At 72.2% G+C, this 19,140-nt stretch carries 14 protein-coding genes and 1 pseudogene; 4 read left to right on the forward strand and 11 right to left on the reverse strand.

What is annotated here, in order from left to right:
• Positions 1–755, forward strand: a 755-nt coding sequence (locus tag V7793_RS17285; RefSeq protein ID WP_336007454.1) for a sucrase ferredoxin, incomplete at its 5' end; no start/stop codon positions are given.
• Positions 756–822: 67 nt separating this feature from the next.
• Here the strand turns inward: V7793_RS17285 and V7793_RS17290 are convergent.
• The 3 genes from V7793_RS17290 to V7793_RS17300 all read right to left on the reverse strand — a co-directional run bounded on the left by V7793_RS17290 (position 823) and on the right by V7793_RS17300 (position 3,759).
• Positions 823–1,881 (reverse strand): ABC transporter substrate-binding protein, encoded by a 1,059-nt coding sequence (locus tag V7793_RS17290; protein WP_336007456.1) that lies wholly within the window; start codon positions 1,879–1,881, stop codon positions 823–825.
• A gap of 122 nt (positions 1,882–2,003) precedes the next feature.
• Entirely contained in the window at positions 2,004–2,927 is a 924-nt protein-coding gene (locus tag V7793_RS17295) for an ABC transporter permease (RefSeq protein WP_336007459.1), read from the reverse strand.
• On the reverse strand, positions 2,917–3,759 hold the full coding sequence (locus V7793_RS17300; RefSeq protein ID WP_336007461.1) for an ABC transporter ATP-binding protein: 843 nt from the start codon (positions 3,757–3,759) through the stop codon (positions 2,917–2,919). Before V7793_RS17300 ends, V7793_RS17295 begins: the two co-directional genes overlap by 11 nt.
• 311 nt (positions 3,760–4,070) lie before the next feature.
• Here V7793_RS17300 and V7793_RS17305 point away from each other — a divergent pair, with 311 nt between their 5' ends.
• Together V7793_RS17305 and V7793_RS17310 are read left to right on the forward strand one after the other, a co-directional pair.
• Positions 4,071–5,750 carry a sensor histidine kinase gene (locus V7793_RS17305; RefSeq protein WP_336007463.1) on the forward strand — a complete coding sequence of 560 codons (1,680 nt, stop codon included), beginning with the start codon at positions 4,071–4,073 and terminating at the stop codon, positions 5,748–5,750.
• Positions 5,751–5,753: 3 nt separating this feature from the next.
• Positions 5,754–6,431, forward strand: a complete 678-nt coding sequence (locus V7793_RS17310) for a response regulator (protein ID WP_336007466.1) — start codon at positions 5,754–5,756, stop codon at positions 6,429–6,431.
• A 119-nt stretch (positions 6,432–6,550) separates the two neighbouring features.
• On the opposite strand, the gene V7793_RS17315 is transcribed toward V7793_RS17310, so the two are convergent.
• The 3 genes and pseudogenes from V7793_RS17315 to V7793_RS17325 all read right to left on the reverse strand — a co-directional run bounded on the left by V7793_RS17315 (position 6,551) and on the right by V7793_RS17325 (position 10,991).
• Positions 6,551–8,143 carry a solute symporter family protein gene (locus V7793_RS17315; protein ID WP_336007468.1) on the reverse strand — a complete coding sequence of 531 codons (1,593 nt, stop codon included), beginning with the start codon at positions 8,141–8,143 and terminating at the stop codon, positions 6,551–6,553.
• Positions 8,144–8,301: 158 nt separating this feature from the next.
• Positions 8,302–8,682 (reverse strand): annotated as a pseudogene (locus V7793_RS17320) (DUF485 domain-containing protein); the annotation flags it as partial.
• A 188-nt stretch (positions 8,683–8,870) separates the two neighbouring features.
• Entirely contained in the window at positions 8,871–10,991 is a 2,121-nt protein-coding gene (locus V7793_RS17325; protein WP_336007470.1) for a DNA gyrase/topoisomerase IV subunit B, read from the reverse strand.
• A gap of 442 nt (positions 10,992–11,433) precedes the next feature.
• Here V7793_RS17325 and V7793_RS17330 point away from each other — a divergent pair, with 442 nt between their 5' ends.
• On the forward strand, positions 11,434–11,664 hold the full coding sequence (locus tag V7793_RS17330; RefSeq protein WP_058047288.1) for a DUF7455 domain-containing protein: 231 nt from the start codon (positions 11,434–11,436) through the stop codon (positions 11,662–11,664).
• Here the strand turns inward: V7793_RS17330 and V7793_RS17335 are convergent.
• From V7793_RS17335 to V7793_RS17355, 5 genes are all read right to left on the reverse strand, one after another.
• Complete coding sequence (locus tag V7793_RS17335) at positions 11,624–12,745, reverse strand: S1 family peptidase (protein WP_443057932.1); 1,122 nt, start codon at positions 12,743–12,745, stop codon at positions 11,624–11,626. The genes V7793_RS17330 and V7793_RS17335 overlap by 41 nt on opposite strands.
• A gap of 182 nt (positions 12,746–12,927) precedes the next feature.
• Positions 12,928–14,478: an RNA polymerase sigma factor gene (locus tag V7793_RS17340; protein ID WP_336007473.1), complete on the reverse strand. Its 1,551-nt coding sequence runs from the start codon at positions 14,476–14,478 to the stop codon at positions 12,928–12,930.
• Between the two features lie 433 nt (positions 14,479–14,911).
• Positions 14,912–15,850 (reverse strand): FadR/GntR family transcriptional regulator, encoded by a 939-nt coding sequence (locus tag V7793_RS17345; protein ID WP_079110903.1) that lies wholly within the window; start codon positions 15,848–15,850, stop codon positions 14,912–14,914.
• A gap of 158 nt (positions 15,851–16,008) precedes the next feature.
• Complete coding sequence (locus V7793_RS17350) at positions 16,009–17,928, reverse strand: ABC transporter ATP-binding protein (protein ID WP_336007477.1); 1,920 nt, start codon at positions 17,926–17,928, stop codon at positions 16,009–16,011.
• 215 nt (positions 17,929–18,143) lie between these two features.
• A complete protein-coding gene (locus tag V7793_RS17355; RefSeq protein ID WP_058047285.1) occupies positions 18,144–18,905 on the reverse strand; it encodes an NUDIX hydrolase in 762 nt (253 codons plus the stop codon).
• Between the last annotated feature and the right edge of the window lie 235 nt (positions 18,906–19,140).

The following is a 19,140-nucleotide window of genomic DNA, read 5'->3' on the forward strand; positions in this document are numbered from 1 at the left end:
GGGCGCTGGACGCGGCCGCGGAGGGCACGGGCGTCCGGATCGCGCTGATCCGCCGCCCCGGCCGGCACGCCGACTGCCACCAGCCCGGCACGCACCGGGTGTTCGCCGCCCACACCGCCCCGGGCCGCTCCTGGATCCGCACCGCCGCGCTCGCCGACCCCGCGGAGCTGACCCGGCTCGACCTCGCCGCGCTCGGCGCGGGCGAGCACGGCGGCCTGTGGGAGGCCTACGAGGGCGACCCGCTGGTGTTCGTGTGCACCAACGGCAAGCGGGACCGTTGCTGCGCCCTGCTGGGCCGCCCCCTGGCCGCCGAGCTGGCCGCCTCCGGTGCGGAGGCCTGGGAGGTCACCCACATCGGCGGCCACCGCTTCTCGCCCACGCTCTTCGTCCTCCCGTACGGCTACGCCTACGGCCGCGTCACCGCCCACGGCGTCAAGGAGGTGCTGGAGGCGGTGCGCGACCGCCGGATCGTCACCGGCGACTGCCGGGGCCGCTCCGCATGGGAGCGCCCGGCCCAGGCCGCGGAGCTGGCGGTGCGCGAACTGACCGGCGAGGAGGGCGCGGACGCCCTCGACGTGACGCGCACCGAGGGCGCGGCGCCGCACTGGTCGGTGACCGTCACCCACGCCGACGGCCGCTCCTGGCGGGTGGCCGTCGAGCAGGGCGCCGCGGAGCCTGCCCGGCCGGAGAGCTGCGGACGGGCTCCGGGCATGCCGGCGCGGATGGACGTCGGTTCCGTCGTCCCGCTCTCTTGAGGCATCCCCTGCGGCGTCCCCCTGAGGCGCCCTCCTGAGGCGCTCTACCAGGGGCTCCCGGCAGGGGTCACCCGGCCTTCTTCACGAACTCCGTGGTGTAGGTCTTCTCCAGGTCCACCTTGGCGTCCTTGAGCGCCGGGTTGAAGGACTTCAGGACCTGGTGGACGGTCTTCGGACCGTCCTCGGGCATCACCCCGTCCTTGGTGAACATCGGCAGCGTGTTCTTGATCGCCTCGACGTAGAGGTCCTTGCCGCCCTTGGCGTAGTCCTCCGGCATCTTGGCCGCGATCTCCTCCGGCGTGTGCTCGGACATCCACCCGAGGGTCTTCACGAAGGCGTTGGCGAGCTTCTGCACGACGTCCTTGTGACCGTTGACCCAACTGGTGTTCATGTAGAGGCTGGAGGCCGGGTAGAGGCCGCCGAGCGCCGCCCGGGACCCCTCGGGCGTCCGCATGTCGACGAGGACCTTGCCCGCGTCCTTGGCGAGGATCTGCGCGACGGTCGGATCGGTCGTCATGCCGCCGTCGATGGCGCCCTGCTGGAGCGCGGAGATGAAGGTCTGCCCGGCGCCGACGGCCACGGGCGTGAAGTCGCTGACCTTCACCCCGTTCTTGACCGCCAGGTACTTCGTCAGGAAGTCGGTGGAGGAGCCCAGCCCCGTCACGCCGAGCTTCTTGCCCTTGAAGTCCTTGGGCGAGGTCAGGTTGCCCACGGCCTTCTTGGAGACGATCTCCACCTCCCCCGGCGTCTGCGCGAGCTGCACCACGGACTCCACCTGCTTGCCCTTCACCTGCAGGTCGAGCGTGTGGTCGTAGAAGCCCACGACGCCCTGGACGTCACCGGCGACCAGGGACGTGGTGGCCTGCACGCCCGCGGGCTCGGAGAGCAGGTCGACGGTCAGGCCCTCCTCCTGGAAGTAGCCGAGCCGCTGGGTGAGGACCGCCGGCATGTAGATGACCTTGTCCAGGCCGCCCACCATGATCCTGACGATGTCGCCCTTGGCCGCCTCGATCGCCGAATTCCGCTTGTTCGTCGAGGAGTCGTCGGCACACCCGGCCAGGGTCAGGCACATCACCGCCGCGACGGCGCCCGCACGGGCTCCGGCGGTCTTGCTGAACGTACGCATCGCTGTTCCTTACGGTCGGAGGTTCGCAGGAGGCAAAACAGGACGTGCAGGGGGTGGGGGATGTGCAGGTGGGGTGAGGATGTGCAGGGGGTGGGACGGATGGTGTGCGGGCCGCCGTGCCGTCACTCCCCCGCGCCGGAGCCGCCCGGCTTCCAGCGGAAGAGCTTCTTCTCGGCGAAGGTCAGCAGGCTTTCCGCAAGCAGCGCGACGACGGCGAGGATGGCCATCGCGGCGTAGACGCCCGCCGTGTTGAAGGTGCCCTGCGAGGCGGAGACCAGCAGCCCGATCCCCTTCGCCGCACCGAGGTACTCGCCGACGATCGCGCCGATGAGCGCGAAGCCGAAGCTGACGTGCAGGCTGGTGAAGATCCAGGAGGTCGCCGAGGGGATGACGACCTGCAGCGTCACCCGGCGGTTGCTCGCGCCCAGGATGCGGGCGTTGGCCACCAGGTTGCGGTCGACCTCGCGGGCGCCCTGGAAGGCGTTGAAGAACACGGGGAAGAAGACCAGGACGACCGCCGACGCGACCTTGGACGCCGGCCCCAGCCCGAACAGGATCAGGAAGACCGGCACGAGGGCGATCCTCGGCAGCGCGTTGAGCACCTTGATGTACGGGCTGAAGACGTCGGCCAGGAAGCGCACCCGGCCGAGCGCGATACCGAGCACCACACCGCCGGCCACGCCGAACACCCAGCCGAGCAGGGCCTCGTAGAGCGTGTACCAGATCTGCTCTCCCAGCGAGCCCTGTGGCGTGCCGTGGAGCGTCCACTGGACGATCTGGTCCCAGATCCTCGACGGCATCGAGAAGTTGAACGGATCAATGATGCCGTTGCGGGCCGTCAACTCCCATGCGCCCAGGACGACGGCGAGCACCAGCAGCCGCGCCGCGTACACCGTCAGCCTGCGCCGGCGGACGGCCTTGACGCGGGCGGCGGTCCGGCCGCCGGCCGGATGAGCCGGGAGCTTGAAGGGCTCGTCCGGAGCAAGCGACGCGGCCGCATCAACCGAATCGACAGAATCAACCGAATTCACGGACTCAAGCGACACGGGAGGCACCCCTCTCACGGGTGATGCGGACCTCTTCACCGAGGGACGACCAGATCTCGCGGTAGATCTCCACGAACTCCGCCTCCAGGCGCACGGATTCGACCTTGCGCGGCCGGGGCAGCCGGATGGGGAAGACCTCCTTGACGGTCGCCGGCCCGGCGGTCATCACGACGACCTTGTCGGCGAGGGCGATCGCCTCCTCCAGGTCGTGGGTGACGAAGATGACGGAAGCGGCTCGCCCGCCGGGGCGGGAACCGCCCCACAGCTCCAGGAGCTCGTCCGACATCAGGGCCCGGGTCTGTACGTCGAGCGCCGAGAAGGGCTCGTCCATCAGCAGGATCTCCGGGTCGCCCACGAAGGTCTGGGCGAGCGCGACGCGCTTGCGCTGGCCGCCGGAGAGCTGGTGCGGATAGCGGTCGGTGAAGGCCGCGAGCCCCACGCGGCCGAGCCACTCGCGCGCCCGCTCCCGCGCCTCGGCCTTGGGCACGCCGCGGAAGCGCGGGCCCGCCATGACGTTGGACAGCACGGTCCGCCAGGGGAAGACGGCGTCCTGCTGGAAGACGAAGCCGACTTCCGGCCGGATCCCGGTGACGGGTTCGCCACCGATCAGCACTTCGCCCTCGGTCGGCTCCTCCAGGCCGCTGACCAGCGTGAGCGTGGTGGACTTCCCACAGCCCGTGGGGCCGACGACGGCCACGAACTCGCCTTGCTCCACGGCCAGGTCGAGATCCCGTACGGCCGTGTGCGAGGCGCCCGAGGGCGTACGGAACACCTTGCTCGCTCCGCGCAGCTCGATCGCCGGGGCGTGGCCCGGCGGGGTGCCGCTGATCATCGTTGCCGCCTCCTCTGTGCAGGTTTCCGGCCATGGGGGTGACCGGTGGTGGAGGCTAGATGTGACGGGTGGCGCACAGACAGCCTTGTGAGCGCTGTGCGGCTTCAGCGCACGAACCCTGTTCTGCTCGTTTTGCTCGCGGTAGAACAACGAAAGCGCCACGGAACCGGCGGCGGGGGGCAGGACCGGCTACGTTCGGTCCACAGTGCGGAAACGGAACGCCGCTGAAGCGGATCTGGACATTCCGGTTCAGCGACCGAACCGTCACCCGGCCGGAGGACGACATCAGGACGAAAGGGAGGGGGACACGCATGCGCCCCCGCTGGCCCCGCCGCGTCTTCGCCCAGGTCCTGCTGGTCCAGCTGCTGATCATCACCGGGGTCGCCGGGCTCGCCGCCGGGCTCTTCCTCGCGCCCCTCGCGGCCCAGCTCGACGACCAGGCCGAGCACCGCGCGCTGGCCATCGCCCAGGCCACCGCCGCCCAACCCGGCATCGCACACAGCCTGCTGGCCGGACCGCCCTCCCCCGGCGGGCCGGTGCAGGCCGACGCCGAGCGCATCCGGCTGGCCACCGGCGCGAGTTACGTCGTGGTCGTCGACACCCGCGGCATCCGCTACTCCCACACCGTCCCCGGACGGATCGGGGAGCGCGTCAGCACCGACCCCGGCCGGGCCCTCGGCGGGCAGGAGTGGACGGGCATCGGGCGCGGCACCCTCGGCCGCTCCGCGCGCGGCAAGGTGCCCCTGCGCGACGGCGAGGGCGCCATCGTGGGCGCCGTCTCCGTCGGCATCGCCTACGACAACGTGCACGCACTGCTGTTACGGGCCGTGCCGGGCATCCTCATGTACGCGGGTGCGGCCCTCGGCGTCGGGGCGCTCGCCGCGCTCGTCGTCTCCCGCCGGCTGCGCAAGCGCACCCACGGCATCGAACTCACCGAGATCTCCGCCCTCCTGGGCGAGCGCGAGGCCATGCTGCACGGCATCCGCGAGGGCGTGGTCGCCCTCGACCGGCACGGGCGCGTCCGCCTGCTCAACGACGCGGCCGCGCGCCTGCTGGGCATCGGCCGGGACGCCATCGGCCACCCCCTCGACCGCGTCCTGCCGCCGGGCCGCACCACGGACGTGCTGGCGGGCCGCGTGACCGGCACCGACCTGCTGACCGTACGGGACGGGCGGGTGCTGGTCGTCAACCGCAGGGACACCGCCGCGGGCGGCACCGTGGCAACCCTGCGCGACCGCACCGAGCTGGAACAGCTCCGCCGAGAACTCGACGGCACCCGCGGCCTGACCGACGCGCTGCGCGCCCAGGACCACGAGCACGCCAACCGCCTGCACACCATCGTCGGACTGCTGGAACTGGGCATGTACGAGGAGGCCGCCGACTTCGTCGCGGAGGTGACCGGGGCCCACCGGGCGACGGCCGAGCAGGTCACCGAGCGCGTCCGCGACCCGCTGGTGAGCGCCCTGCTGGTGGGCAAGAGCGCGGTCGCCGCGGAGCGCGGGGTGGCCCTGCGGGTGAGCCCGGCGACCCGGCTGCCCGACCGGGTCGTGGACCCGCGCGACCTCGTCACCGTGCTCGGCAATCTCGTGGACAACGCCTTGGACGCCACGGCGGGCGCCGCGGCGGCAGCGCCGGCAGCTGCGGAAGGTGCGGAAGGGAACGTGCCGCACGACGCGCCGTTCGTGGAAGTGGAGCTGCGGGCCGTCGGGGAGACGCTCGTCGTCCGGGTGGCGGACAACGGCCCCGGGGTGCCGGCCGCGGTCCGCGAACTGGTCTTCACCGACGGCTGGTCCACCAAAGAGGCCGTCCCGCACCGCCGCCGGGGCCTCGGCCTGTCGCTCGTACGGCGGCTGGCCGAGCGGTACGGCGGCTCGGTGCGGGCCGGTGAACGCGACGGCGGCGGCGCCGTGTTCACCGTGGAACTCCCCGAAGCGCTGCGCTTACCCGCCCACTCGGCCCACCCGGCCCACTCAGCTCGCTCGAAGAGGTGAACGATGATCGAGGTCCTGGTCGTGGACGACGACTTCCGCGTCGCCGAGATCAACGCCGCGTACGTGGCGCGGGTTCCCGGCTTCCGCGTCGGCGCCAAGGCCCACAACGCGGCACAGGCCATGGCCGTGCTGGAGAAGGGCGGCATCGACCTGGTGCTGCTGGACCACTTCCTCCCGGACGAGACCGGCCTGGGTCTGGTCCGCCGGCTGCGGCAGCTCGGCGACCTCACCGACGTGATCATGGTCACGGCCTCGCGCGACGTCGCGACCGTGCAGGCCGCCATGCGCTACGGGGCCCTGCAGTACCTGGTCAAGCCGTTCACCTTCCCCGGCCTGCGGGTGAAGCTGGAGGCGTACGCACAGCTGCGCCGGACCCTCGACGACGCGCAGGAGGCCGGACAGGACCAGGTCGACCGCATCTTCGGCACCCTGCGCACGGCGGCCACCAGCACGCCGCTGCCCAAGGGCCACTCGGCTCCCACGGCCGAGCTGATACGCCAGGTCCTCTCCGACGCCGCGTCCCCGCTGTCGGCGCACGAGGTCGCGGCACGGTCGGGGCTGAGCCGATCGACGGCGCAGCGCTATCTGAAGCGGCTGGAGGAATCAGGGCGGCTGAGCCTGACCCTGAAGTACGGCGAGACGGGGCGCCCGGAGCACCGCTACACCTGGACGGGCCGCTGAGGCGGGCCTCCTGCGCGCCGCGGTGAGGCCGGGCCGCTCCGCACGGCGGACCGGGCCGCACGGCGGACCGTGCCCCGCGGCGGACCGTGCCCCGCGGCGGGGGCCCGGGCGGCCTGCCGCTACGCCGCGCCGGCTCCTGTCAGCGAGCGTACTTCCGTCTCGGCGTGGCCGCCCGCGTCGGCCGGTTCGGACGAGGTCACCGTGCCGAGCCAGCCGGCGAGGAAGCCCAGCGGGACGGAGACGAGGCCGGGGTTCTCCAGCGGGAAGAGCGCGAAGTCCGCGCCGGGGAAGATCGCGCCCGGCCCGCCGGAGACGACCGGCGAGAGGACGACGAGCACGACGGCCGGGACGAGGCCGCCGTAGACGGACCAGACCGCCCCGCGGGTGGTGAACCGCCGCCAGAAGAGCGTGTACAGGAGCACCGGCAGGTTCGCGGAGGCGGCGACGGCGAAGGCGAGCCCGACCAGGAACGCGACGTTGAGGTCCTGGGCGAGCAGCCCCAGCCCGATGGCCACCGCGCCGGTGCCGGCGGCCGCGAGGCGCGCGACCGCCACTTCGCTGCGGGGCGTGCGGGCACGGCGGCTCAGCGTCCGGTACAGGTCGTGGGCGACCGAGGCGGAGGAGGCCAGGGTGATCCCGGCGACGACGGCGAGGATCGTGGCGAAGGCGATGGCGGCGACCACGGCGAAGAGGACCGTGCCGCCGGTGGAGCCGGCGCCGCCGCCCAGGTCGAGTGCGAGCAGCGGCACGGCGTTGTTCCCGGCGGGACCGGCGGCCCGTACGGCGTCCGAGCCGAGGACCGCGGCGGCGCCGAAGCCGAGCACGATGGTCATCAGGTAGAAGCCGCCGATGAGCCCGATGGACCAGACGACCGAGCGGCGGGCGGCGCGGGCGGTGGGCACCGTGTAGAAGCGCGAGAGGATGTGCGGCAGCCCTGCGGTGCCGAGGACGAGCGCGAGGCCGAGGCTCACGAAGTCCAGCCGGGCGGTCCAGCCGCCGCCGTACTTCAGGCCGGGGGCGAGGAAGGCCGGCCCGTGGCCGCTGCGCCCGGCCGCCGTGGTGAGCAGGGCGGAGAGGTCGCCGTGGAAGCGCAGGAGGACGAGGACGGTGAGTGCGACCGTGCCGCCCAGCAGCAGGACGGCCTTGACGATCTGGATCCACGTGGCGGCCCGCATGCCGCCCAGGGTGATGTAGACGACCATCAGCACGCCGACGCCGACGACGGTCCAGGCGCGGGCGCGCTCGCCGGTCCCGCCCAGCAGCAGCGTCATCAGACTGCCCGCACCGACCATCTGGGCGACGAGGTAGAGCACGGAGACGGTGACGGAGGAGGCTCCGGCCGCGATCCGGACCGGGCGCTCGCGCAGCCTGGTGACCAGGACGTCCGCGAGGGTGAACCGGCCGCAGTTGCGCACGAGCTCGGCGACGAGGAACAGCACCACGAGCCAGGCGACCAGGAAGCCGACGGTGTAGAGGATGCCGTCGTAGCCGTAGAGGGCGATGAGGCCGGTGACGCCGAGGAAGGAGGCGGCGGACATGTAGTCGCCCGCGATGGCGAAACCGTTCTCCATGGGGCTGAAGAGCCGCCCGCCCGCGTAGAACTCCTCCGGCGAGCCGCGGCGCTCGCGACCCACCCAGGTGGTGATGGCCAGCGTGACGAGGACGAAGGCACAGAACAGCGCGAGCGCAAGGACGTGGTGAGTGCCCGTCATGCGCGCTCACCCCGGGCGCGGACCGGCCGGGCCCCGCAGCGCGGCTCCGGCTCCCCGGCGGGCGGCAGGAGGAGGCCCCGTTCCGGACGGGCTTGCCCCTGGAGAATCCGCTCCCGTCGGTCCTGCTCGCGGGCTCGCTCCTGACGGGCGTGCTCCTGGCGGGTCTCCAGGGTGACCGCCCAGCGCAGCTCCAGCGCCGCGGGGTCGCGGTGCAGCCGTGCATGGCGGGCATAGGCCCAGGTCAGCAGGAACGCCGTGGCGAACTGGGCGAGCCCGGCGAGCATGGCGACATTGAGCGCGCCCGCCACCTGCCGGGCCATCAGGCCGGGAGCCGCGGTGGCCGTCACCACATACGCCAGGTACCACAGCAGGAAGGCGGCGACCGCCGGGAAGGCGAACCGGCGGTACCGGCTGCGTACTTCCTGGAAGGCCGCACCGCGCTGGACCTCGCTGTAGACGTCCGGCGCGGAGAGGGCGCCGACCGGCTGAATCGTTCCGGCATGGGTGCTTCCGGTACTGCCTCTGTCGTGTTTCTCCACCGCACTCTCCTCGGATCCCGGCCCGGTCGACAACTGCCCGGTTGACAGCCGTCACCCGCAGCCGGGGAACCCAAGGATGGACAGAGCGCCGGGATGCGGACCCGGCCGTCGCCCCGACGTTCACCCCATCAGGTGATGGATGACTCCGGGGGCCGGCCGGGCCGGGCCCCGCAAGAGGAAGGACGCGGTCAGGCGTCGATGCGGGAGCGGTCCAGGGTGGCCGCGGAGTTCGTGATGAACTCCTTGCGGGGGGCCACCTCGTTGCCCATCAGCAGGTCGAAGGCGCGCTCCGCCGCCTCCAGGTCGCTGATGTTGATCCGGCGCAGGGTGCGGTGGCGCGGGTCCATCGTGGTCTCCGCCAGCTGGTCGGCGTCCATCTCACCCAGACCCTTGTAGCGCTGGATGGAGTCCTTGTAGCGCACGTTCTTGCGCTCCAGCTCCAGCAGCGTCTGCCGCAGCTCGGCGTCCGAGTACGTGTAGATGTACTTGTCCTGCCCCTTCTTGGGGTGGGTGAGCTCCACACGGTGCAGCGGCGGCACCGCGGAGAAGACCCGCCCCTCCTCGACCATCGGGCGCATGTAGCGCTGGAAGAGGGTGAGCAGCAGGCAGCGGATGTGCGCGCCGTCGACATCGGCGTCGGCGAGGAAGATGACCTTGCCGTAGCGGGCCGCGTCGATGTCGAAGGTCCGGCCGGACCCCGCTCCTATGACCTGGATGATCGCGCCGCACTCGGCGTTCTTGAGCATGTCCGAGACCGACGACTTCTGGACGTTGAGGATCTTGCCGCGGATCGGCAGCAGCGCCTGGAACTCGGAGTTCCGCGCGAGCTTGGCCGTGCCGAGCGCCGAGTCGCCCTCGACGATGAACAGCTCGCTGCGCTCGACGTTGTCACTGCGGCAGTCGGCGAGCTTGGCCGGCAGCGACGAGGACTCCAGGGCGGTCTTCCGCCGCTGGGCCTCCTTGTGCTGGCGCGCCGCGATACGGGTGCGGGCCGCGGCGACGACCTTTTCCAGGACGGCCCGCGCCTGCTGCTTGGCGTCGCGCTTAGTGGAGGTCAGGAACGCCTTGAGCTCCTTCGCGACCACGTTCGCCACGATCCGGGAGGCGGCGGAGGTGCCCAGGACCTCCTTGGTCTGTCCCTCGAACTGCGGCTCGGCCAGGCGTACGGTCACGACCGCCGTGAGCCCCTCCATGGCGTCGTCCTTGACGACGTCGTCCTCGGCGACGCGCAGCAGCTTCGACGAGCGCAGGACCTCGTTGACGGTCTTGGTGATCGAGCGCTCGAAGCCCGTCACGTGGGTGCCGCCCTTGGGGGTGGCGATGATGTTGACGAACGACCTGACCGTGCTGTCGTAGCCCGTGCCCCAGCGCAGGGCGATGTCGACGCCCAGCTCGCGGGTGACCTCGGTGGGGGTCATGTGGCCGCGGTCGTCCAGGACCGGCACGGTCTCCTTGAAGGTGCCCTGCCCGTTCAGCCGCAGGATGTCGCAGACGGCCTTGTCCTGCGCCAGGTACTCGCAGAACTCGCTGATGCCGCCGTCGTAGTGGAAGACCTCCTCGGTGGCCTGCTCGCCGTCGATGCCGCGCTCGTCGCGGACGACGATCGTCAGCCCCGGCACCAGGAAGGCGGTCTGGCGGGCCCGCCCGTAGAGGGTCTCCAGGGAGAGCTTGGCGTCCTTGAGGAAGATCTGCCGGTCCGCCCAGTAGCGGATGCGGGTGCCGACGCGCGCCTTGGGGATCTTCTTCCCCTTGAGCAGGCCGTTGGCCGGGTCGAAGGGGGCGTCCGGGCCGGACTCGGTGAAGATGCCGGGGACGCCGCGGCGGAAGCTGATCGAGTGGGTCCTGCTGTTGCGGTCGACCTCGACGTCCAGGCGCGCGGAGAGCGCGTTGACCACCGAGGCGCCGACGCCGTGCAGACCGCCGGACGCCGCGTAGGAGCCGCCGCCGAACTTGCCGCCCGCGTGCAGCTTGGTCATGACGACCTCGACGCCCGACAGCCCGGTCTTGGGCTCGACGTCGACGGGGATGCCGCGGCCGTTGTCGCGCACCTCCACGGAGCCGTCGTCGTGGAGGATCACGTCGATGCGGTCGCAGTAGCCGCCCAGGGCCTCGTCGACGGAATTGTCGATGATCTCCCAGAGGCAGTGCATGAGGCCGCGGCTGTCCGTCGAGCCGATATACATACCGGGACGCTTGCGGACGGCTTCCAGGCCTTCGAGGACGAGCAGGTGCCGCGCGGTGTAGTTGGACCCGTCCCGGTCTGCCCCGGTCAGCAGCGCAGTGGACGGCACGGACGTTTCGGCGGTCACGCGGGTTCGCTCCTCGCTGAATTTCTTTTCGGCCCCGGTCGGGTGGGCCGGCGGCCCGGTTGCCGTTCAGAGGGTACCGATGCCTGGTAGAGCCTTTGTGCAGCCACCCGTGGGAACGCCCATGCTAGTCCAGTGATCGATCACACGTTCGATGACACGATGGAGTGACGTGCACATCACGTTCCCTTGGAGGCATGAACCATTTAGGCTCCGGGCACGTCCTCAAGAACACCGGCAAGCCGGCCGGGAGGACGAAAGCCCCCAGCGATGTGAAACCGTAGGCCTACGCAATACGGCTCATTCGCCGCCAACCGTCAAGATCTGACCGACCCGGAAGCGACTCGGAAGGAACTTTCGAGGAAAAGCCGCGAGCGGGAACGTTTTCGGCCTGGTTGGATGTTGACCCTGGTACGACAGCTCGTCGAGCTAGAGAAGAGGCGACGTGACTACTGTTCTGACCCCCGCGAGCCCGCTGACGGCCGCTGACCGCTGCGACCGGTGCGGCGCTCAGGCCTACCTGCGCGTCGTTCTCATGAGCGGCGGTGAACTGCTCTTCTGCGCCCACCACGGGCGTAAGTTCGAGCCAGAACTCAAGAAGATCGCCGCGGAAATACAGGACGAGACGGAGCGGCTCACCGCCCCCCCGGCGTCTGCGCCCGAAGAGGACCGCTGAGTCCGTAGCGGAACGCTGACACATCGCATCCGACGACGAGCGAGGTCCGGCCCCTCACAGCCGGACAGCCGCGGGCGGCTGCCCCCACCACGGGGGAAGCCGCCCGCTCTCGTACGCTCTTGCGCACCTTCGCGGTGGGGTGCTGCTGCCGCCCGTGCTTCTGCGGCTGCGGTGCCGCTGCCGCCGCGGCCCCCTGCTGAGCGGCGGGAGCGGCCGGCTGGCCGACCGGAGGCCGGCCCTGCCCCGCCGGCGTCTGGGCCGACGCGGCGCCCTCGCCGCTGTGCGCCGCCACCAGCGCCGTGTAGGCCGACATCCGCGTGTAGACCCCCGGGTACTGCGGCTGCCCGCAGCCCGCCCCCCAGGAGACCAGGCCCACGAGCTTGCCCTGCGCCACGAGCGGCCCGCCGCTGTCCCCCTGGCAGGCGTCCCGCCCGCCGAGCGGCATCCCGGCGCACAGCATGGAGGCCCGCCGGAAGACGCCGTCGGCGCTCCCCGGGTACGCCCGCTCGCACACCGCGTCCTGCAGGACCCGCACCCTCGCCCCGCGCAGGATCTCCGAGTACGTGCCGTTGCCGATCACGTCGCCCCAGCCGTAGACCGTGGCCTTGGCGCCCACCCGGTAGGCGGCGTCGCCCTGCTGCGCCACCGGGATCACATAGCTCTCCGGCACCGGATTGCGCAGGGTGAGCACGGCCAGGTCTCCCGCGTTGGTCCCCGGGTCGAACCCCGGGTTGACCCAGGTCTCCCGCGGCTCCACCTCGGCTCCGACCGCACCCCGCAGGTCGTCACGGCCCACGATGACCCGCAGGTCCCTCGCCTCGCTCACGTCGACGCCGAGCACCTCACGGCTCAGGCAGTGCGCCGCCGTGACGACCGTCCTGCGGCCCACCAGGACCCCGCCGCAGAACTGTCCGGCCCTGGCAGCCCCGAACCGCTGCCGGCTGCCCAGCGCCACCACCCAGGGCGCCTCCGAGGCCCTCACGGCCTGCCCTCCGACGACCGCACGGTCCGCCACCGCCGGGGCCGGGACCGCGAAGACCAGGGCGATCGATCCGGCCAGCAGACAGCTCAGCGAACGCATACGATCTCCTGACTCTGCGGGGTTCCTTGCACACCCAGAGTCAACCCGCACGGCGATCGGCGCATCCGGAACCTGGACGGCATGCCTCCGGATCGGCCGCACTGTCACCCGTACAGCCCGCAGGGCCCGGCTCCTCGGGGAGAGGTGCCGGGCCCTGCGGGGTCGTCGTCGTCCGTCCGGTCCTAGTCCAGGTAGTCGCGCAGGACCTGGGAACGGGACGGGTGGCGCAGCTTGGACATCGTCTTCGACTCGATCTGACGGATGCGCTCACGCGTCACCCCGTAGACCTTGCCGATCTCGTCGAGGGTCTTCGGCTGGCCGTCGGTGAGGCCGAAGCGCATGGAGACCACGCCCGCCTCGCGCTCGCTGAGCGTGTCCAGGACGGAGTGCAGCTGCTCCTGGAGCAGGGTGAAGCTCACGGCATCGGCCGGCACGACCGCCTCGGAGTCCTCGATGAGGTCACCGAACTCGCTGTCGCCGTCCTCACCCAGGGGGGTGTGGAGGGAGATCGGCTCGCGGCCGTACTTCTGGACCTCGATGACCTTCTCGGGGGTCATGTCGAGCTCCTTGGCCAGCTCCTCCGGGGTGGGCTCGCGGCCCAGGTCCTGGAGCATCTGGCGCTGGACGCGCGCGAGCTTGTTGATGACCTCGACCATGTGCACCGGGATACGGATGGTGCGGGCCTGGTCGGCCATCGCGCGCGTGATGGCCTGGCGGATCCACCAGGTCGCATACGTGGAGAACTTGTAGCCCTTGGTGTAGTCGAACTTCTCGACCGCGCGGATCAGACCGAGGTTGCCCTCCTGGATCAGGTCCAGGAAGAGCATGCCGCGGCCGGTGTAGCGCTTGGCCAGGGAGACCACCAGGCGGAGGTTGGCCTCCAGGAGGTGGTTCTTGGCGCGGCGCCCGTCCTCGGCGATGATCTCCAGCTCGCGCTTGAGCTTGGGGGCGAGCTTGTCGGAGTTCGCCAGCTTGTCCTCGGCGAACAGGCCCGCCTCGATGCGCTTGGCGAGCTCCACCTCCTGCTCGGCGTTGAGGAGGGGGACCTTGCCGATCTGCTTCAGGTAGTCCTTGACCGGGTCGGCGGTGGCGCCGGCGACGGCGACCTGCTGCGCGGGAGCGTCGTCCTCGTCGTCGTCGGAGAGGACGAAGCCCTTGTTCTCGCCGGTCTCGTCCTCCTCCTCGCCCTTGCCCGGGGTCGGGGTCTCGTCGACGAGGTCCTCGTCGAGGAGCTCGTCGGCGTCCTTCTTCGCGGCGGTCTTCTTGGCCGCCGTCTTCTTGACGGCGGTCTTCTTCGCCACCGTCTTCTTCGCCGCCGCCTTCTTGGTGGCGGCCTTCTTGGCGGGCGCCTCCGCGCTCTCGTCGTCGCCGTACGCCGCCGAGGCGGACGTGGCGGACGCCGAGGACGCGGTCTGCCTGGCCGTGACCGTCTTGGAGGCGACGGCCTTGGTGGCGGTGCGCTTCGCCGGGCTCTTCGCTGCGACGCTCTTGCGGGTGCGCTTGGGCGCCTCGGCGGCACTGACCATCAGCGTCACACCCTCCTCGTCGAGGACCTGGTTGAGGCTGCGCAGAACATTCTTCCACTGGGTTGGCGGAATCTGGTCAGCCTCGAAGGCCCGACGCACGTCGTCGCCGGCGATCTGCCCCTCGGCCTTTCCCTGCTCGATGAGCGCCATCAGAGACTCGGATTCGGCGATCTCCGGCGGGAGCGTACGGGATGTGCTGGCCGACACGAACAACCTCTCGGAACGATGGAAACGGCTTCCGGCCCCGGCCCGCCCTGCTCGGGGAACCGGTTCCGACGACCGCCGGCATGGATGAACCGACGGCGCGCGGGTGATGAGATGCAGACGGACACAGCGCCCCGGACGAGGCCTGTATTCCCTCCGCGTCCACCACCTCTTTAGTCATCGCACTGCCTCAAGGAGCGTTACGCCCAATCCTCGTGGCCCGAGTCACACCCCAAAACGGAGTGAATGCCCGCTCAACTGGACAGAACACTCCACTTCCTGGCGTCCCGGTCCGAGTTCCGGGAGGGGCGCCGGCGCCACCGGACGGCTCACGGGTGCGGTCGCGCATCCGGCCGCACGCGTGAGCCCTGTCCCGGCCCGGCGCGTGCGGCCCTTCCGTACGAACCCACCCGTACCGTCCCGCTCCTCTCCGCGGTCAGTGCTCGCGGGGCGCGGGCACCACGCGCTCGACGTCCGGGTGGGCGATGAGCAGCTGCCTCATCGCGGCCTCGGCCCCGGCTCCGTCGCCCGCGCCGACGGCGTCCACGATGCGGAGGTGGTGTCCGACACCGGCCTCGGTGGGGCGGTCGCAGCCGCCGGAGGGCGCGCCCGACACGTGCAGGGCGGAGGAGACGATGCCCGCGAGGTGCTCGAGCATGCGGTTGCCGGCGACCTGCAGGAGCAGGGAGTGGAACTCGGCGTCGGCGCGCGTGAAGGTGAGGGAGTCACCCTGGGCCAGCGCGTGGCCCATGATCTCGGCCATGTCGGCCAGGCGCTGCTGGACGTCCTCGCGGCCGTGACCGGCGGCGAGGCGGGCGGCGAGGGGCTCGATGGTCCAGCGCAGCTCGCACAGCTCGCGGCGCTGGTCCTCCCGCTGGGGGCCGAAGGCCCGCCACTCGATGATGTCGGGGTCGAGGAGGTTCCAGTCGCTGACGGGGCGGACGCGGGTGCCCACGTTGGGGCGCGCGCTGACGAGGCCCTTGGCCTCGAGGACGCGCAGGGATTCGCGGACGACGGTCCTGGAGACCTCGAAGCGCTGCCCGATCTCCTCGGGGACGAGCGGGCGGTCGGCGCCCAGGTCCCCGGAGACGATCATCTGGCCGAGCTGCTGCACGAGCTGGCCGTGCAGGCCCCGGCCCCGGCTGCCGGCGGCCCGGCGGCCGGCGCGGCTGAGCTCGGCCTCGCCGTCCCAGGCCGGCGGGGCCCCGCGGTCGTGCCCGGAGGCCTCCGCGTAGGAGTAACGGTCAAGCTCGCCCGGGCCTGCGAGGCCGGAGTCGGCGGGGCGAGCCGCGGTCATCATGGTGTGCGCAAGGGTACTCACGCCTCCTTTGTCGGCGACACCTCGAAGTCCCTTGAGGTCTTTGGTGAAAAGCACACGAAAGGGTGATCGCCCATTACCTCACAATTGACGGCCAAACGGACAGAATCGGGCACTCTCCGAGACGGATCGCATGCGGAGCGTGATGGTCGCGGCCTGCCAACTCCGCACGTGGGACGGGGCGTCGGGGGTCCGCGGCCCCGCGGCGGCGGCCCTCATCGCGGCCTGCCGCGGAACACCGCGAGGACGTAGGCCCCGAGAAGTGCCGTGAGTGACAAGGCGAGCGCCCAGCCGACCGGTTGCGACACCAGCCGCAGGGCGGTCGAGACACCCCGGTCCATGCCCGAGGGCCACTGCACGATCGCGGCCGCGCGCAGCCGCTCCGGGAGCCCCACGAGCGAGCGGGCCGCGGGCTCGGCGAGCACGCTGCCCAGGACCGGCACCACGAGCGTCGGCACGGCGAGCACCGCGACCAGCCCGAGCGCCGCCGACCGGAAGAGCCCCGCGGCCAGCAGCCCCGCCCACGCGCAGCCCAGGGTGAGCGCGGCCCAGCCGGCGAGCAGAACGGCCCAGTCGCGCGGGAGGGAGACGACCTCGTCGCCGAAGAGCAGCCCGAGGACGCCGGCGTCGAGGAAGAGGGAGGCGAGGGCGAGGAGGACGGCCGCCACGGCGCTGACGGCGAGCTTGGCGGCGAGCAGGCCGAGCCGGCGCGGGACGGTGCCCTGGTCGGGGGCGAGGGCCGGATAGCGGAACTCCTGGCCGAAGGCCATCGCGCCGATGAGCCCCGCCCCGAAGACCGCCGGCGGCAACGGCAGCAGGGCGGGCCAGCCGGTGAGCACGCGGGGCGCCGGGGCGGATCCCGCCCGCGCGAGGAGGACGGACACGAGCAGGGAGGCCGCGAGCGCGGCGGCCGCCACGATCCAGCCGGTCCGCACGCCGGTGGCACGGCGCAGCTCGTAACGCAGCGGCCACGCGGGGTCGGGGGCCGGGAGACGCGGGTGAACACGGGGGAGCTCCACGGCGAGCTCGGGCGGAACGGCGGTGCCGGGCGTGCCCGCGTGTGCGGACCGCACGACGGGGCCGGGGCGGCCGGAGGGCTCCGCTTCCCCGGCGGGCGAGGAGCCGTCCTGTGCATCCGCACAGGGGTCTGCGGGAGTGTCCGCAGCAGCCTCCGGCGGCGCCGTGCCGGGCGGCGGCGCAGCGGAGTCGGCCCGGCGGCCGTCGGCACGCAGCAGCGGGGGCACGGGGCCGCTGTCGCCGATCTCCTCGGTCAGCCGGTGGACGAGGATGCCGTGCCGGTAGGCCGTCTCTCCGACGGCTGCACAGGTGCTGCCGTAGACCGACAGCCGGCTGCCGCCCTCCTGCACGACCTCCACGGCCTGCAGTCCCTCGGCGGCCGCCGCCTGGTCGGCCTCGGAGGTGAGGGCGTGGGCGAGGCGGGCGGCCAGGGGCGACTGGACGGCGACACGCGGCCGCAGCCGGGTCCGGGAGAACTCGGCGGCCTCCTGGTCGGCGACGAGGCGGCCGTCGTCGATGGTGACGACCCGGTCGGCGATGCGGGCCGCCTCCTTGGGATCCTGCGAGGTGACGAGCACGGCGCCGCCGTGGTCCGCGTAGGCCCGCAGCATGCCGTGCAGCCAGGCGGTCTCGCGGGGCGAGAGATCGTGCGCGGGCTCGTCCAGGACGAGGGTGTGCGGATCGCCGAGGAGGGCGGCGGCGATGCCGAGGCGCCGGTCCATGCCCAGCGAGAAGTCGCCGAGGTGCTGGCCGGCGAGGCCTGTCAGGCCGACGACCTCGAGGACGTCGTCGGCGCGCTCGGCGGGGACGCCGGCCGCGGCGCTGAGCATGCGCAGGTGCCCGCGGGCGCTGCGGGCCGGGTGACCGGGAACGTCCCCGAGGACGACGCCGATCTCGCGGGTGGGGTGCGGGACCCGGTCGAGGGGGCGGCCGCGGAAGAGCGCGACGCCGCGGCCGGGGTCGAGGCGGAGGAGGAGGCGCAGGGCACTGGTCTTGCCCGCTCCGTGGTCACCGAGCAGGACGGTGACCCGGCCGGGGCGGGCCTCGAAGGTGAGGTCGTCGACGGCGGGGAACCGGTTGCGCTGGGGGGCGCTGGTGAGTCCGATGGCCTGGATCATGGCTTCTCTCGCGGGGCGTGAGACGGCTCGGCGGCACCCCTCGGCCCGCTCGGTGACCGAGGCGGCCGAGGGCGCGGAGGAACTGCGGGGAGGTACGGCAGCACCGTAACCCGCTATGTCCTATTTGCTACGCAATGTAGGCAGTTGTGAGGCGTGTCCCGCCCCCGGGCATGCCGGATCACGGGGTGGCCGGGAAGCACGCGATCCGGGCGGGACTAGGCCTCGGGGCGCAGCATGGGCGGGTTGAGGAGCGTGGCCCCGCCGGCCCGGAAGAGCTGGGCGGGACGGCCGCCCTGGCGTGTCGTGGTGCCGCCGGTGGGGACCAGGAAGCCGGGCGTGCCGGTCACCTTCCGGTGGAAGTTGCGCGGGTCCAGAGCCACGCCCCACACCGCCTCGTAGACCCGGCGCAGCTCGCCGACGGTGAACTCCTGGGGGCAGAAGGCCGTGGCCAGCGAGGAGTACTCGATCTTCGAGCGGGCGCGCTCGACGCCGTCGGCGAGGATCTGCGCATGGTCGAAGGCGAGGGGGGTCACCTGCTCGCCGTCGCGGCCGTAGCCGACCTCCTGGTCCAGCAGGTCCTCCACCGGCGCCCAGCGCACGCTGTGCGCGTCGCCCCCGGGGCGCGGGGCGGGCAGATCGGGCGCGAGCGCCAGGTGCGCGACGCTCACCACCCGCATGCGCGGGTCCCGCTTCGGGTCGCCGTAGGTGGCGAGCTGTTCGAGGTGGGCCGCGTTGACCGGCGAGGGGCCTGCCGGGTCGTGGGCGTTCAGCCCCGTCTCCTCGGCCAGCTCCCGCGCGGCCGCGGTCGTCAGGTCCTCGTCCCCCCGGACGAAACCGCCCGGCAGCGCCCAGCGGCCCTGGTACGGCGGCTCGCCGCGGCGGACGGCCAGCGCGCACAGCGCGTGGCGGCGCACGGTGAGCACGACCAGGTCGACGGTGACAGCGAAGGGCGGAAAGGCCGACGGGTCGTAGGGCATGACGCGATCATAGTCGTCTTCCTGACGATAAACAGGGTCTTGAGCAGGGCCGGCGAGCGCCCCCTCCGCGAGCTCGGGAACCAACCGGCTCACACCCCCAGCTGCAGGCCGTCGGCGGCTTCCTCGACCATGCCGAGACCGAGCCTGCTGATCCTCATCGCGAACGGCTGCTCCGCGATGCGCAGCCCGGTGAACCTCAGCGCGCCGAGCGGGGCCGTGTGCAGCGGCCGCACCG

This window comes from Streptomyces sp. KLMMK, assembly GCF_036961605.1.
Classification (GTDB): domain Bacteria; phylum Actinomycetota; class Actinomycetes; order Streptomycetales; family Streptomycetaceae; genus Streptomyces; species Streptomyces telluris.

Coding starts and splice junctions, on each gene's coding strand:
- V7793_RS17290 (WP_336007456.1), bottom strand. CDS start 1,881: ATGCGTACGTTCAGCAAGACCGCCGGAGCCCGTGCGGGCGCCGTCGCG.
- V7793_RS17300 (WP_336007461.1), bottom strand. CDS start 3,759: ATGATCAGCGGCACCCCGCCGGGCCACGCCCCGGCGATCGAGCTGCGC.
- V7793_RS17305 (WP_336007463.1), top strand. CDS start 4,071: ATGCGCCCCCGCTGGCCCCGCCGCGTCTTCGCCCAGGTCCTGCTGGTC.
- V7793_RS17310 (WP_336007466.1), top strand. CDS start 5,754: ATGATCGAGGTCCTGGTCGTGGACGACGACTTCCGCGTCGCCGAGATC.
- V7793_RS17315 (WP_336007468.1), bottom strand. CDS start 8,143: ATGACGGGCACTCACCACGTCCTTGCGCTCGCGCTGTTCTGTGCCTTC.
- V7793_RS17335 (WP_443057932.1), bottom strand. CDS start 12,745: ATGCGTTCGCTGAGCTGTCTGCTGGCCGGATCGATCGCCCTGGTCTTC.
- V7793_RS17350 (WP_336007477.1), bottom strand. CDS start 17,928: ATGATCCAGGCCATCGGACTCACCAGCGCCCCCCAGCGCAACCGGTTC.
- V7793_RS17355 (WP_058047285.1), bottom strand. CDS start 18,905: ATGCCCTACGACCCGTCGGCCTTTCCGCCCTTCGCTGTCACCGTCGAC.